At 68.4% G+C, this 14,762-nt stretch carries 14 protein-coding genes; 11 read left to right on the top strand and 3 right to left on the bottom strand.

Annotated features, from left to right (window positions below; genetic code table 11):
• Positions 1 to 287: 287 nt before the first annotated feature.
• Both V5F48_RS09400 and V5F48_RS09395 read right to left on the bottom strand, forming a co-directional pair.
• Complete coding sequence (locus V5F48_RS09400) at positions 288 to 1,484, bottom strand: acetyl-CoA C-acyltransferase (protein WP_394258468.1); 1,197 nt, start codon at positions 1,482 to 1,484, stop codon at positions 288 to 290.
• Positions 1,485 to 1,569: 85 nt separating this feature from the next.
• Positions 1,570 to 2,337 carry a 3-hydroxyacyl-CoA dehydrogenase gene (locus V5F48_RS09395; RefSeq protein ID WP_394258467.1) on the bottom strand — a complete coding sequence of 256 codons (768 nt, stop codon included), beginning with the start codon at positions 2,335 to 2,337 and terminating at the stop codon, positions 1,570 to 1,572.
• A 169-nt stretch (positions 2,338 to 2,506) separates the two neighbouring features.
• Between V5F48_RS09395 and V5F48_RS09390 the strand changes: the two genes are divergently transcribed.
• Positions 2,507 to 3,529, top strand: coding sequence for an AraC family transcriptional regulator (locus V5F48_RS09390; protein WP_394258466.1), 1,023 nt, complete (start codon positions 2,507 to 2,509; stop codon positions 3,527 to 3,529).
• A gap of 2 nt (positions 3,530 to 3,531) precedes the next feature.
• Here the strand turns inward: V5F48_RS09390 and V5F48_RS09385 are convergent, their stop codons facing one another.
• Complete coding sequence (locus V5F48_RS09385) at positions 3,532 to 4,065, bottom strand: arsenate reductase ArsC (protein WP_394258494.1); 534 nt, start codon at positions 4,063 to 4,065, stop codon at positions 3,532 to 3,534.
• Between the two features lie 226 nt (positions 4,066 to 4,291).
• Between V5F48_RS09385 and V5F48_RS09380 the strand changes: the two genes are divergently transcribed.
• The 10 genes from V5F48_RS09380 (at position 4,292) to V5F48_RS09335 (ending at position 14,750) form a co-directional block, all read left to right on the top strand.
• Positions 4,292 to 4,993: a phosphatidylserine decarboxylase gene (locus tag V5F48_RS09380; RefSeq protein WP_394110794.1), complete on the top strand. Its 702-nt coding sequence runs from the start codon at positions 4,292 to 4,294 to the stop codon at positions 4,991 to 4,993.
• Positions 4,993 to 5,820 (top strand): CDP-diacylglycerol--serine O-phosphatidyltransferase, encoded by an 828-nt coding sequence (pssA, locus tag V5F48_RS09375; protein ID WP_394258465.1) that lies wholly within the window; start codon positions 4,993 to 4,995, stop codon positions 5,818 to 5,820. Before V5F48_RS09380 ends, pssA begins: the two co-directional genes overlap by 1 nt.
• A 217-nt stretch (positions 5,821 to 6,037) precedes the next feature.
• On the top strand, positions 6,038 to 7,660 hold the full coding sequence (locus V5F48_RS09370) for an ABC transporter substrate-binding protein (protein ID WP_394110792.1): 1,623 nt from the start codon (positions 6,038 to 6,040) through the stop codon (positions 7,658 to 7,660).
• A 293-nt stretch (positions 7,661 to 7,953) separates the two neighbouring features.
• The gene (locus tag V5F48_RS09365; RefSeq protein ID WP_394258464.1) at positions 7,954 to 8,967 is read left to right on the top strand and encodes an ABC transporter permease; all 1,014 of its coding nucleotides are present in this window, start codon (positions 7,954 to 7,956) and stop codon (positions 8,965 to 8,967) included.
• Complete coding sequence (locus tag V5F48_RS09360) at positions 8,964 to 9,848, top strand: ABC transporter permease (RefSeq protein ID WP_394258463.1); 885 nt, start codon at positions 8,964 to 8,966, stop codon at positions 9,846 to 9,848. The genes V5F48_RS09365 and V5F48_RS09360 overlap by 4 nt, the downstream gene beginning before the upstream one ends.
• 11 nt (positions 9,849 to 9,859) lie before the next feature.
• Complete coding sequence (locus V5F48_RS09355) at positions 9,860 to 11,692, top strand: dipeptide ABC transporter ATP-binding protein (protein ID WP_394258462.1); 1,833 nt, start codon at positions 9,860 to 9,862, stop codon at positions 11,690 to 11,692.
• An 8-nt stretch (positions 11,693 to 11,700) separates the two neighbouring features.
• A complete protein-coding gene (locus V5F48_RS09350; protein WP_394258461.1) occupies positions 11,701 to 11,910 on the top strand; it encodes a hypothetical protein in 210 nt (69 codons plus the stop codon).
• Positions 11,911 to 11,920: 10 nt separating this feature from the next.
• Positions 11,921 to 13,369, top strand: a complete 1,449-nt coding sequence (locus tag V5F48_RS09345) for an AtzE family amidohydrolase (protein WP_394258460.1) — start codon at positions 11,921 to 11,923, stop codon at positions 13,367 to 13,369.
• A gap of 13 nt (positions 13,370 to 13,382) precedes the next feature.
• Entirely contained in the window at positions 13,383 to 13,775 is a 393-nt protein-coding gene (gene hpxZ, locus V5F48_RS09340; protein WP_394258459.1) for an oxalurate catabolism protein HpxZ, read from the top strand.
• Between the two features lie 243 nt (positions 13,776 to 14,018).
• Entirely contained in the window at positions 14,019 to 14,750 is a 732-nt protein-coding gene (locus V5F48_RS09335) for a GntR family transcriptional regulator (protein ID WP_394110785.1), read from the top strand.
• Positions 14,751 to 14,762 lie beyond the last annotated feature (12 nt).

Here is a 14,762-nt window from a genome sequence, read left to right as displayed (position 1 = left end):
TCTGCCCCAGCGCTCTGCCCCCTCCCCAACCCTCCCCCGCAAGCGGGAGAGGGAGTCGCGCCGCGTGGGTGGGCTCGGTCTGCGCCGGTGAGAGCCGTAGGAACCCTCTCCCGCTTGCGGGGGAGGGTAGGGTGGGGGCAGGCCCTCTCCGCATGCCCGCCCGTAAGTATTCTGCCCCGCGCGCCTCTGCCCCCTCCCCAACCCTCCCCCGCAAGCGGGAGAGGGGGCCAGCCGGTGCGGGGCGAGGGCACGGTGTGAACCTATAGCAGAGGCCTTCCGCTCCAGCCTCAGTGCGCCAGTTCCAGCGCCACCGCCGTGGCTTCGCCTCCGCCGATGCACAGGGAGGCGATGCCGCGCTTCAAGCCGTATTTCTGCAGCGCCGCCAGCAGCGTCACCATCACCCGCGCGCCCGAGGCACCGATGGGATGGCCGAGCGCGCAGGCGCCGCCATGGATGTTCACCTTGTCCGCCGGCAGGCCGAGGTCGTGGATGGCGGCCATGGGGACCACGGCGAAGGCCTCGTTGATCTCGAACAGGTCCACGTCCTTAAGGTCCCAGCCGGTGCGCTCGGCCAGCTTGCCCACCGCGCCGACGGGGGCGGTGGCGAACAGGTTGGGCGCCTGGGCGTGGGTGGCATGGCCGACGATGACCGCGAGCGGGGTGAGCCCGCGCGCTTCTGCCTGCGACCGGCGCATGAGCACGAGGGCCGCCGCGCCGTCCGAGATGGAGGAGGAATTGGCCGCCGTCACCGTACCGCCCTCGCGGAAGGCGGGCTTGAGGGTGGGGATCTTGTCGAGCTTGGCCTTGGGCGGCTGCTCGTCGGTGGCGACGATGCGCTCGGCCTTGCCGGCCTTCACCGTGACCGGGGTGATCTCGGCGTCGAAGGCGCCGTCCGCCATGGCCTTCTGCGCCTTGGTCAGGGAGGCGATGGCGAAAGCGTCCTGCGCCTCGCGGGTGAACTGGTAGGCCTCGGCGCAATCCTCGGCGAAGGTGCCCATGAGGCGGCCCTTCTCGTAGGCGTCCTCCAGCCCGTCGAGGAACATGTGGTCGAGCACCCGGCCGTGGCCCATGCGATAGCCGGCGCGGGCGCGGTCGAGCAGATAGGGGGCGTTGCTCATGCTCTCCATGCCGCCCGCCACCGCCACCTCGGCGGAGCCGGCGAGCAGCAGGTCATGGGCGAACATGGCCGCCTTCATGCCGGAGCCGCACATCTTGTTGACGGTGGTGGCGCCGGCGGAGAGCGGCAGGCCGGCGCCCAGCCCCGCCTGGCGGGCGGGCGCCTGGCCAAGGCCGGCGGGCAGCACGCAGCCGAACACCACCTCGTCCACCGCTTCCGGCGCAAGGCCGGCGCGGGCCAGCGCCGCGGCGATGGCGGTTGAGCCGAGGACGGGGGCGGCCACATCCTTGAAGTCGCCCTGGAAGCCACCCATGGGGGTGCGGGCGGCGCCGACGATGACGATGGGATCTTCCGTGCGGGTGGTCATGGGATCCTCCTTTTGGGCAAGGAACAGCGCGGGGCAAGGTACAGCGCGGGCAAGGTACAGCGTCGGGGAGAGACAGCGCTTGGCGTCAGCGCGGGGCCATGCGCAAGGCGCCGTCGAGGCGGATGACCTCGCCGTTGAGCATGGTGTTCTCGCAGATGTGCCTGACGAGGGCGGCATATTCCGCCGGCCGGCCGAGCCGGGGCGGGAAGGGCACCGTCTTGCCCAGCGAATCCTGCACATCCTGCGGCAGGCCGGCCATCATGGGCGTCTCGAAGATGCCGGGCGCGATGGTGACCACGCGCACCCCGAAGCGCGCCAGCTCCCGCGCCACCGGCAGGGTGAGCGCCGCGACGCCGCCCTTGGAGGCGGCATAGGCGGCCTGGCCGATCTGGCCGTCGAAGGCGGCGATGGAGGCGGTATTGATGATGACACCGCGCTCACCATCGGCGTCGGGCTCTTCCTTCACGATGGCGTCGGCGGCGAGGCGCAGCATGTTGAAGGTGCCGATGAGGTTGATGCCGACGGCCCGCGCGAAGCTGTCGAGCCGGTGCGGCCCCTCGCGGCCCACCACCTTCTCGCCGGGCGCGACGCCGGCGCAATTCACGAGGCCGTGGAGATGGCCGAAGGCCTCGCGGGCGAGCGCCACGGCGGCGATGCCGTCCTGTTCGCTGGTCACGTCCGCGCGCTGGAACCGGGCCTTGTCGCCCAGCTCGGCGGCGACCGCGCTGCCGGCTTCGGCATTGATGTCCACGATCACCACCCGCGCGCCGTTGTCCACCAGCATGCGCGCCACCGCGGCGCCAAGGCCGGAGCCTGCGCCGGTGACCATAAAGACGCGTCCGTCGATCTTCATGAAATCCTCCCTCTAGCCTTTAGGGCTACCTCTGGGCTCTTGCGGCCGCTCCGGTTCGCAAGGCCGGTTGATCCTTCATCTAGCGAAAGGCGAAGTGGCATTCGATGGCGCAATCGATCTAAAATGATGGGCGGTTTTGCCATAAAGGAGCTTCGCCCTGGAACGGCGCATGATTTCCGCCGGCTTCGTGGACGACGCGCTGGAGTGTCTTGCCCGGCGCGGCATCGATCCCGGTCCGGTGCTGGCGCAGGCGGGGTTTGCCGCGCCGGTGGGCGGCGTGGTCTCCGCCGAGCAATATGGCGCGCTGTGGCTGGCCATGTCGCAGGCGCTGGACGACGAATTCTTCGGCCTCGGCGGGCGTCCCATGCGGCCGGGCAGCTTCACCCTGCTGTGCCACGCGCTGATGGGCGCGTCGACGCTGGAGCAGGCCTTGCGCCGCGCCCTGCGCTTCCTCGGCATCGTGCTGGACGACCCCATGGGCACGCTGGAAGTGGCGGGAGGCACCGCGGCCATCGTGCTGCGGGATAGCGGCGAGCCGCGCTCCGCCTTCGCCTATCGCACCTACTGGATCATCGTGCACGGCATCACCTGCTGGCTGGTGGGGCGGCGCATCCCGTTGCGGCAGGTGGATTTTCGCTGCGGCCCGCCCGGCCATGCGGCCGATTACGGCCTGTTCTTCGGTGCGCCGGTGCGTTTTTATGCGCCGGTCAGCCGCCTCGCCTTCGATGCGGCCTTCCTGACGCTGCCGGCCCGTCGCTCCGAACGGGCGCTGCGCGACTTCCTGCGTGCGGCGCCGGCCAATATCCTGGTGCGCTACCGGCACGATGCGGGCCTTGCCGCTCGGGTGCGGGCGCACCTGCGTGCAGGGATGTTGCGGCAGGGAAAGCAACAGGACGGGATGCTGAGAGAGGGGGCGGCGAACGCATGGCCCGGCTTCGCGGACCTCGCCCGGCAGTTGCGCCTTCCCGCCGCCACCCTGCGCCGTCGGCTCGCGGCGGAGGGGCAGACCTACCGCGGCATCAAGGACGAATTGCGCCGCTTCAAGGCGGAAGAGCTGCTGCGCACAACGCTCCGGCCGGTGGGGGACATCGCGGCGGAGCTGGGCTTTTCCGAGCCCAGCGCGTTCCATCGCGCGTTCCGCAAATGGTCCGGCCAGAGCCCCGGCGCGTTCCGGCGCCGGAGCCCGGCCTGAGGTCAGGCCGCCGGATGCGCCTCGTCGTGGACGCTCTGCCCGATGGTGTCGAGATGCTGCTGGAGGGCGAGCCGGTCGAGCGAGCGCAGCGGCAAGGCGGCGAAGATGGAAATCCGCCGGTTCAGGAGCTTGTAGGCATCGGCGAAGGCGAAGGCCACGTCCTTCGCGTCACCGTGGACGCTCTCGGGATCGGGGATGCCCCAGTGGGCCGACATGCGCTGCCAGGGCTCGCCGGGAAACACCGGGCATTCCTCCTGGGCGGCGTCGTCGCAGACGGTGAAGACGAAATCGAACTTGGGGGCGTCCGGGCCGGTGAATTCGGCCCAGCTCTTCGCGCGCAGCCCGCTCACGTCGTAGCCGAGGCCGGCCAGCAGCTTCAGCGCTTCCGGGTGGACGGCGTCGGCAGGGGTCACGCCGGCGGAGTAGGCCCGGAAATGGCCGTTTCCAACACGGTTGAGGATACACTCCGCCATGATCGAACGGGCGGAGTTCGCCGAGCACAGGAAGAGAACGTTGAGAATGCGATTGTCCGACATATAGTCCTCCACCACCCCAAGTTCCGGCAGCGCCATCCAGTGTCGCGGCACGGTGCCGGCTAGACTATGGGATGAATTTCAAAGGTTTGTGACGGAGCGCGGAGGGTGGCACGGGGCTCCGGGGCGCGGCGCGGCCTTTTCCTCGCCTGCGGCCGTGATTTGACGACGGGACGCGGCCTCACTACCTGTGCCACAACTGGCGCCGCCCGGCGCCCCGGAGGCCGTGTTGTCGCTCGTCACATCGATCCGCAAGTCGCTGGTTCCCATCCATCGGGAGGGCTACCCCTTCATCGCCATCGCGGTGGTGATCGCGCTCGTGCTCATGGTCTTTTCCACCTTCCTCGGCATGATCGGGGTGGGGCTCGCCATCTGGACCGCCCTGTTCTTCCGCGATCCGCCGCGGGTGACGCCGGTGCGCGACGGGCTGGTGGTGGCGCCGGCCGACGGGTGCATCTCCCATGTGGGGCTGGCGCGGCCGCCGCGGGAGCTGGATCTGTCCGACGAACCGCTGCTGCGCGTCTCCATCTTCATGAACGTGTTCAACGTGCATGTGAACCGGGCCCCGGTGACCGGTCGCATCGAGCGGCTCGCCTACAAGCCTGGCCTGTTCCTGAATGCGGACCTCGACAAGGCGAGCGAGGACAATGAGCGCAACGGCCTCGTCATCTCCACGCCCCTGTGCCGCGTGGGGGTGGTGCAGATTGCCGGCCTCATCGCCCGCCGCATCGTCTCCTTCGTGCGGGAAGGGGAATCGATCGGCGCCGGCGAGCGCTTCGGCCTGATCCGCTTCGGCTCGCGGGTGGATGTCTACCTGCCGGTGGGCACCAGGGTTCAGGTGTCCGAAGGCCAGCTGACGGTGGCCGGAGAGACGGTTCTGTGCGATCTCTCCGCCCAGCAGCCGCGCGAGACGGCGTATCGGGTGAGCTGATGGAAACCCCCTTTCCCCCGTTCGATCCGGAAGGCCGGCCGCGGCCGCGCTTCGGTCGCCTGGGCCGGGTGCCGCTGCGGGTGCTTTTGCCCAATCTGGTGACGCTGCTCGCCTTGTGCTCGGGGCTGACGGCGGTGCGCCTCGCCATCGAGGAGCGCATCGAGCTGGCGCTGGCCGCCATCGTCTTCGCCGCCCTGCTCGACGGCATCGACGGCCGGCTCGCCCGGGCGCTGAAGGGCACGTCCCGCTTCGGCGCGGAGCTGGACAGCCTCGCCGACTTCGTGAATTTCGGCTGCGTGCCGGCGCTGATGCTCTATTTCTGGGGGCTCAAGGAAACCGGCTCCGTGGGCTGGATTGCCGCCCTTGCCTACGCCATCTGCGCGGCGCTGCGCCTCGCCCGCTTCAACGTGATGCTGGACGATCCCCACAAGCCGCCCTTTGCCGGCGACTTCTTCACCGGCATCCCGGCGCCGGCGGGGGCCATCACCGTGCTGCTGCCCATCTATCTGGAGCTGATCGGCGTGCCCCATGGCGGCGTGAGCGCGCCGCTGGCCCTCATCTATTGCCTGGCCATCGCCTTCCTCATGATCTCCACCGTGCCGGCATGGTCCGGCAAGACGCTGGGGCGGCGGGTGCGGCGGGACATGGTGTTGCCGCTTTTCGTGGCGGTGGCGATCTTTTTTGCGCTGCTCGCGAGCTATCCCTGGATCGTGCTCTCGGTGTGCTCGATCATTTACCTGGTGCTGCTGCCGGTTTCCACCTTGCGATACCGCCGGCTGATGGCGGCATGGCGGTCTGGCCGACCCAACGACATCCCCGCCGCCTGAGGGCGGGGCACGGGCGCTGCACCGTCGCCCATCAGATTGCATGCAATTGGCGCAATCATGCATAATTATTATGCATTGCTGCTCGATGGCACTGGGTGCAGGCCCGTGTGTGATCTGATCCATGTGTCTGATATCAAATATAGTTTGTGGTATTGTATGCAATTGGCACGCAGCTTGAATGGAGAAGGGCGACTAACACCATTGGGGATGCTGTCCGATGAACCGCCGCGAATTCGTGAAGTCTGCGTCCGTCACCGCCGTCGCCACCGGAACCGGTGTCGCCGCCCCGGCGGTGTTCTCCTCGGCCCAGGCCCAGGCGCGCAACGAGACGCTGCTGATTGTTTCCGAGAGCGGCCCCAACAACCTCGACATCCACGGCGTCGGCACCAACGTGCCGGGCTATGAGGCGAACTGGAACACCTACGACCGGCTCATCACCCACGAGATGACCGAGAAGGACGGGGTGCGCTACTACGACCGCGACAAGCTGAAGGGCGAACTCGCCGAGGACATGAACATCGGCGACATGTCGGTGACCTTCAAGCTGAAGAAGAACGCCACCTTCCAGGACGGTTCGCCGGTCACCGCCAAGGACGTGAAGTGGTCGCTGGACCGCGCGGTCTCCGTGGGCGGGTTCCCCACCTTCCAGATGAAGGCGGGCTCGCTGGAGAAGCCGGAGCAGTTCGTGGTGGTGGACGACCACACCGTGCGCGTCGACTTCATCCGCAAGGACCGCCTGACCATCCCCGACCTCGCGGTGATCGTGCCCTGCGTCATCAATTCCGGGCTGGTGCAGAAGAACGCGACTGAAAAGGACCCCTGGGGCCTCGAATACACCAAGCAGAACACGGCGGGCTCCGGCGCCTACCGCGTCACCAAGTGGACCCCGGGCACCGAAGTCGTCTTCGAGCGCTTCGAGGACTGGAAGGGCGGCCCGCTGCCCAAGATCAAGCGCGTGATCTGGCGCATGGTGCCCTCCGCCGGCAACCGCCGGGCACTGCTGGAGCGCGGCGACGCCGATATCTCCTACGACCTGCCCAACAAGGATTTCGTGGAGCTGAAGCAGTCCGGCAAGCTCAACATCGTGTCGGTGCCGTATTCCAACGGCGTCCAGTATATCGGCATGAATGTGAAGAACCCGCCCTTCGACAACCTGAAGGTGCGCGAGGCCATCGCCTACGCCATTCCCTACCAGAAGATCATGGACGCCGCCCTGTTCGGCCTCGCCAAGCCCATGTTCGGCGCCCCGGCGGATGCCAAGACCCAGGTGGCCTGGCCGCAGCCCACCAAGTTTGTCACCGACCTTGCCAAGGCCAAGCAATTGCTGGCGGAAGCCGGCTATCCCAACGGCCTGGAGACGACGCTGTCGTTCGACCTCGGCTTTGCTGGCGTCAACGAGCCGCTCTGCGTGCTGCTGCAGGAAAACCTGGCGCAGATCGGCATCAAGACCACCATCAACAAGATCCCCGGTGCCAACTGGCGTACCGAGCTGACGAAGAAGGTGCTGCCGCTGTTCACCAATGTGTTCTCGGGCTGGCTGGACTATCCCGAATACTTCTTCTTCTGGTGCTACCACGGCAACAATTCGATCTTCAACACCATGAGCTACCAGTCGGCGGCCATGGACGCCTTCATCGACGGCGCCCGCGCTGCCGCGGCCAATGGCGACAAGGCGGCCTATGATGCGGGCGTGAAAGGCATGGTGGATCTCGCCTTCGCCGACGTGCCGCGCATCCCGCTCTACCAGCCCTATGTGAACGTCGCGATGCAGAAGAACATCACCGGCTACGAATACTGGTTCCACCGCCGCCTCGACTATCGCACCTTCCAGAAGGGGTGAGGGGCCAAGTTCTCCGGCCAAGTTCCCCGGCCAAGCGACAGCGCAGCTGGAGCGCCGAGCCGGGGTCCAGCGCGAAAGTCCTGCGAAGCAGGCGCGTATCCGGGGCCGTGGAGCTAAGCTGCCGCCTTCGGCGCACTCTTGCGCTGGGTCCCGGCTCTCCTTCCACTGCGCTGCGCTGCGTTCCAGTCGGCCGGGACACGCCGACCGTCAGACCGGGTGAATGACGAAAGAGGCAAGGACAGGGGCGGGCGGCGGCAGGCCGCCACCCCAGCCACATCAAGCGAGGACACATCATGCTGAAGCTCATAGGCAGTCGTCTTGCCACAGCCGTGCCGAGCCTCATCGGCGTGGTGATCGTCACCTTCATGTTGACCCGGGTGCTGCCGGGCGACACCGCGGCCTATTTCGCCGGCCCCGCCGCCACGGCCGAATCCATCGCCGAGATCCGCACCAAGCTGGGCCTCGACAAGCCGCTGCCGGCGCAGTTCGTGGACTATGTCTCGGCCTTGGCGAAGGGCGATCTGGGAAGCTCGCTCTCCACCGGCCAGCCAGTGGCGGCGGAGATTTCGGCGCGGCTCCCGGCCTCCGCCGAGCTGACGTTGGCCGGCCTCGTTCTGGCGCTGGCCATCGCGGTGCCGTTCGGCATCATGGCGGCGGTCAAGCAGGGCTCCTGGGTGGACCATGCCTGCCGGCTCATCACCACGGCGGGCGTCTCGCTGCCGGTGTTCTTCACCGGGCTGCTGCTGGTCTATGTGTTCTACTTCAAGCTCGGCTGGGCACCGGCGCCTTTGGGGCGGCTGGACGTGTTCTTCTCGGCGCCCGAAACGGTGACCGGCTTCTATCTCATCGACAGCTTGATCGCGCGGGACTTCGAAACCTTCCGCGCCGCGCTGGCGCAGCTCGCGGTGCCGGCGATCACGCTGGCCATCTTCGCGCTGGCGCCCATTGCCCGCATGACGCGGGCCTCCATGCTGTCGGTGCTGTCCTCCGAGTTCGTGCGCACGGCGCGGGCGGCGGGGCTGACCGACACCACCGTCATCATCACCTACGCGTTTCGCAACGCCATGCTGCCGGTGGTGACCACGCTGGGCATGGTGTTCTCCTTCCTGCTCGGCGCCAACGTGCTGGTGGAGAAGGTGTTCGCCTGGCCGGGCATCGGCTCCTACGCGGTCGAGGCGCTGATCACCTCCGATTACGCGCCGGTGCAGGGCTTCGTGCTCGCCATGGCGATCCTCTACGTCATCCTCAATCTCCTGATCGATATCGCCTACGGCGTCATCGACCCCCGCGCGCGGAGCGAAGCATGACCCTCGCCACGGCTGACACCCCCGCCCCCCGCGGCCTTGCCGCGACGCTTGCCCACGCGCGCTACGTCATCTCCGACAATCCGGTCACCGGCATCGCCTTCGGCATGTTCCTGGTGCTGGTGGTGTGCGCGCTGCTGGGGCCATACATCGTGCCCTATGATCCGCTGGCCAGCGACACGGCGGCGGCGCTCCAGGCGCCCTCCGTCGCCCACTGGTTCGGCACCGACAATCTGGGGCGCGACATCTTCTCCCGGGTCATCGTGGCGACAAGGCTCGACATGGCCATCGCGGTGTTCTCGGTGGCGCTGGTGTTCGCGGCCGGCGGCATCGCCGGCATCGCCTCCGGCTTCTTCGGCGGCTGGACCGACCGCATCATCGGCCGCATCTCCGATACCATCATGGCCTTCCCGTTGTTCGTGCTGGCCATGGGCATCGTGGCGGCGCTGGGCAACACGGTGACCAACATCGTCATCGCCACCGCCATCATCAACTTCCCGCTCTATGTGCGGGTGGCCCGCTCGGAAGCCGCCATCCGCCGGCAGGCGGGATTCGTGCAGGCGGCGCGCCTCACCGGCAATTCGGAATGGCGCATCCTGCTCACGACCATCCTGCCCAACATCATGCCCATCATGATGGTGCAGATGTCGCTCACCATGGGCTACGCCATCCTCAACGCCGCGGGCCTCAGCTTCATCGGCCTGGGCGTGCGCCCGCCCACCCCGGAATGGGGGATCATGGTGGCGGAAGGCGCGGCCTACATCGTCTCCGGCGAATGGTGGATCGCCCTGTTCCCGGGCCTTGCGCTCATGTTCGCGGTGTTCTGCTTCAATCTGCTGGGTGACGGTCTGCGCGACATCGTCGACCCCCAGCGTCGCACCTGAGGGAGGCCACCATGCATGGGAACGTGGACGTGACGGCACAAGCAGCCAAGACCTCCGAAACGCCCAGCGGCCCGCTGCTGGAGGTGCGCGACCTCACCGTGGAATTCGCCACCCGCCGCGGCGTGGTGACGGCGGTGAGCAAGGTCAACCTCACCCTCGCCAAGGGCGAGACCCTCGGCATCGTGGGCGAGAGCGGCTCGGGCAAGTCGGTGACCTCCTATACGGTCATGCGCATCCTCGACCGGGCGGGGCGCATCGCGGAAGGCTCCATCACCTTCTCGGGGATGGACGTGGCCCACGCGCCGGAAAGCGCCATGCGCGACCTGCGCGGGCGTGAAATGTCCATGATCTTCCAGAACCCGCGCGCCGCGCTGAACCCCATCCGCACGGTGGGGCGGCAGATCGGCGACGTGCTGCTCCAGCACGTTCAGGCCGATGCCCGCAACGTGAAGGAAAAGGTGATCGACATCCTCAAGCAGGTGCGCATTGCCCGGCCCGAGGAGCGCTACCACGCCTATCCGTTCGAGCTTTCTGGCGGCATGTGCCAGCGCATCGTCATCGCCCTGGCGCTGGCCTGCCGGCCGCAACTGATGATCGCCGACGAGCCCACCACCGGCCTCGACGTGACCACCCAGAAGGCGGTCATGGACCTCGTGACCGAGCTGACGCGCGAGCGCGGCATGTCCACCCTGCTCATCACCCACGACCTGGGCCTTGCCGCCGCCTATTGCGACACGGTGATGGTGATGGAGAAGGGCAAGGTGGTGGAGACCGCGCCCGCCGAGCGCATCTTCCGCGATCCCCAGCACCCCTACACCCGCAAGCTCATGCGCGCGACGCCGCGTCCCGGCATCACCTTGCGGGACCTCCTGCCGGAGGAGCCGGATGTGTCGACGGCGCCGGCGCAGAACCCTCCCCCGCCTGAAGCCGGAAACATCCGGCTTCAGCACTTGGAAACCGAACTCGGCAATAGCCGAGTTCGGGCGGGAGAGGGAGCGGCGCCAGTTCTCGCCAAGGTGCTGCTGCAGGTGGAAAACCTGGTAAAGGAATATCCCCGACAGGGCGCACCCTCGTCCTTCCTCTCCGGCCTCACGGGCAAGAAGGCGCCGCCGGAGGAGCGCATCTTCCGCGCCGTGGACGACATCTCCTTCGCGGTCCTGAAGGGCGAGAGCGTCGGCCTGGTGGGGGAGAGCGGCTGCGGCAAGTCCACCACCTCCACTATTGTCATGCGCCTTATCGATCCCACGGCGGGCAGGATCAGCTTCGCCGGCGACGACATCAGCGCCATTCCGGCGAAGGATTTCGCCCACCATCCCATGCGCCGGCGCATCCAGATGGTGTTCCAGGACCCCACCGAGAGCCTCAATCCCCGCTACACGGCGGAGCGGGCCATCGCCGATCCCTTGCTGCGTATGGGCGGCTTCTCCGGCGGCGCCAGGCTGCGCGCCCGGGTGGCGGAGCTGGCCGAGATGGTCGGCCTGCCGCAGAACCTGCTGGAGCGCTTCCCGCACCAGCTCTCCGGCGGTCAGAAGGCGCGCGTCGGCATCGCCCGGGCCATTGCGCTCGACCCCGACCTCGTCATCCTCGACGAGCCGACGGCGGCCCTCGACGTGTCGGTCCAGGCGGTGGTGCTGAACCTCTTGGAGGATCTGAAGCAGCGGCTCGGCATGAGCTACCTGTTCGTGTCCCACGACCTGCATGTGGTGGGCCTGCTGTGCGACCGGGTCATCGTCATGCGAGCCGGGCGGATCGTGGAAGAAGGGACTTCCCGGCAGGTGCTGGACGCCCCCAAGGACGCCTATACCCGCGAGCTGATTGCCGCCATTCCCCATCCCCCCGTGTGAGGCCGCTCATGAGCAAGGAAATTCAACTCCCCCGGGTGGAGGATACGGCGCTGGAACATCTGCTCGACGGCGCGCTCGGCGCCCATGCCATCGCCCCGCGTCCGCAATGGCGCGCCGAGGCGCTGTCCTATCTGCGCAGCATCGCCGATGCGGCGACCCTGGTGCGCAGCCTCGACCTCGGCGACGCCGAGGAGCCGGCCCCCGTCTATCGCCCCTGAGGCCGTGCCCATGACCGCCGCAGTCAATGCCCCGACCAACGCCGCGGCTGATGCCGCCCGCCTTGCCACCGCAACGGGTACCGAGATCGCCTCTGCGGTCGCCTCCGGCGCCGTCACCGCGCGCGCCGTGATCGAGGCGACGCTGGCGCGCATCGCCGTCGTCGACCCCAAGGTGAACGCCTTCACCGACGTGACCGCCGACCGCGCCCGTGCGGCCGCCGACCGCATCGATGCCCGCCGCGCCGCCGGCGCCCCGCTGGGGCCGCTCGCGGGCGCGCCCTTCGCGGTGAAGAACCTGTTCGACGTGGCGGGCCTGCCCACCCGCGCCGGCTCGAAGATCAACCGCGACCTCGACCCGGCCACCCGCGACGCGACCCTGATCGAGAAGCTGGAGGCTGCCGACGCGGTGCTGGTGGGCGCGCTGAACATGGGCGAATACGCCTATGACTTCACCGGCGAGAATGTCCATGACGGGGCCTCGCGCAACCCCCGCGACCTCACCCGCATGTCGGGCGGCTCGTCCGGCGGCTCCGGGGCGGCGGTGGCGGCGGGGCTGGTGCCCATCGCGCTCGGCTCCGACACCAACGGCTCCATCCGCGTGCCGTCGTCCCTGTGCGGGACGTTCGGGCTGAAGCCCACCTATGGCCGCCTCACGCGCGGCGGCAGCTTTCCCTTCGTCACCGCGCTGGACCATCTCGGCCCGCTGGGCCGCTCGGTGGCGGATCTTGCCGCCTTCTATGATGCCATGCAGGGGGAGGATGCGCGCGATGGCGGCCAGACCCCGCGCCCGTTCGAGCCGGTCTCGGGGCAGATCGGGCAGGGCGCGGCCGGCCTTCGCATCGCCATCGCCGGCGGCTGGTTCCGCTCCCGTGCGCTGCCGGAGGCGTTCGCGGCGGTGGATCTTGCGGCCGCGCATCTCGGCGTGCGCGAGGTGGTGGACGTGCCCGATGCCGCGCGCGCCCGCGCCTCGGCCTTCATCATCACGGCGGCGGAGGGCGCGAGCCTTCATGCCCGTCGGCTCGCCGCCCGTGCGGAGGATTTCGACCCCGCCGTGCGCGATCGGCTGTTCGCCGGCCTTGCCATTCCAGCCTCGTGGGTGGATGCCGCCCAGCGCTTCCGCCGCCATTTCCATGGCCAGATGCTGAAGCTGTTCGAGACCTGCGACGTGCTGCTGGCTCCGGCGACGCCCTGCCGGGCACCAAAGCTCGGGCAGAAGACCCTCGTGCTTGACGGCGAGGAAATGCTGGTGCGGCCCAACATGGGCCTGTTCACCCAGCCCATCTCCTTCATCGGGTTGCCGGTGGTGGCGGTGCCGGTGCGGGTGGATGTGGGGGATGCGCCGGAGCTGCCCATCGCGGTCCAGGTGATCGCCCCGCCGTGGCGGGAGGACCTGGCATTGCGTGTCGCGGCGACACTGGAGCAGGCCGGCGTCACCGTCGCGCCAATGGCCTCACTTTGAGCGGGAGAGGGTGGTGGAGATCGACATTCCTGAGGTGAAGGCCGAGGTGGAGGACGCCTTCGCCCGCTACGAGGCGGCGTTGGTGAACAACGACGTCGTCACCCTCGAAGCCCTGTTCCACGACGATGGGCGTACCATCCGCTATGGCGGTGGGGAAAATCTCTACGGCATGGACGCCATCCGTGACTTCCGCCGCGCCCGCTCGCCGGTGGGTCTCGCGCGCACGCTGGCGCGCACGGTGATCACCACCTACGGGCACGATTTCGCGGTGGCCTCGACCCTGTTCCGGCGGGACAACGCGCCCGGCCGCATCGGGCGGCAGCAGCAGAGCTGGGTTCGGTTCCCTGAGGGCTGGCGCGTGGTGGCCGCCCATGTGTCGGTCATCGCGGACGAGGGTGTGGCGTGAGAATTGCTTTTCGTCGCGTCGTCTTGCGCGTTGTCTGTTCTCAAGTTTAGAGGGGATTCACCGAGCAAATGGGTTCAATTTGCTCGGATCGCGCTCAAGCCCTGCTTCAGCCCCGATTCCCCCGCATCGGGGCAGGGGTAGGGCCGCCGAAGCGGGGAGGGGATACGGCATGCTCCGGTTTCCTCCCCGTCAGGACTTCTCCGGAATTCGCGCCGAGTTCGAATCCAGGTAGTTTACAGCGTTATGACCTTGCTTCCGCCGCAACCCACCAAGAGCGCCGCCACCAAGAGCGCCGCCGCCGCATCGCGCCCCCGCAGGCGTCGCGCCGCCGGCCGGCCGGTGACACGGACGGAGGAGCTGCGGCTCCAGATCGCCGACGATATCGTGCGCGGCCGTCTTGCCCCCGGCACGCCGCTGGAGGAGGTGGAGATCGCCAAGCGCTACGGCGTATCGCGCACTCCCGTGCGTGAGGCGTTGCGCGACCTTGCCGGCTCCGGCCTGGTGGAGGCGCGGCCCCATCGCAGCGCGCTGGTGGCCCAGCCCTCGCTGGACCGGCTGCGGGGCATGTTCGATGTGATGGCGGAACTGGAGGCCCTGTGTGCCGGGCTGTGCGCCGTGCACATGACGGCGGCCGAGCGTAGCGGCCTGGAGGCTACCCATGCCGAGCTTGCGGACCTGACCCGGCGCGGCGACGAGGGCGGCTATACGGTGCTCAACGAGCGCTTCCACACCACGCTCTATGCCGGCTCCCACAATGATTACCTGGCCGAGCTGACGCTGGCCACCCGCGCCCGGCTGCAGCCGTTCCGCCGCGCCCAGTTCCGTACCCTGGGGCGGCTCGCGCGTTCGTATGAGGAGCACGACCGGGTGGTCACCGCCATCCTGCGCGGCGACAAGGCCGAGGCCGCCGCTGCCATGCGCGCCCATATCCTCACCGTCGAAGTCGCCTACGAGCGCTACGCCGAGAGCGTGTGAGGCCGGCCCTGC

It is taken from the genome of Xanthobacter autotrophicus ATCC 700552 (assembly GCF_043194565.1).
In the GTDB taxonomy this organism is placed as follows: Bacteria; Pseudomonadota; Alphaproteobacteria; order Rhizobiales; family Xanthobacteraceae; genus Xanthobacter; species Xanthobacter autotrophicus_F.
This window is presented reverse-complemented; position numbering and strand designations above follow the sequence as displayed.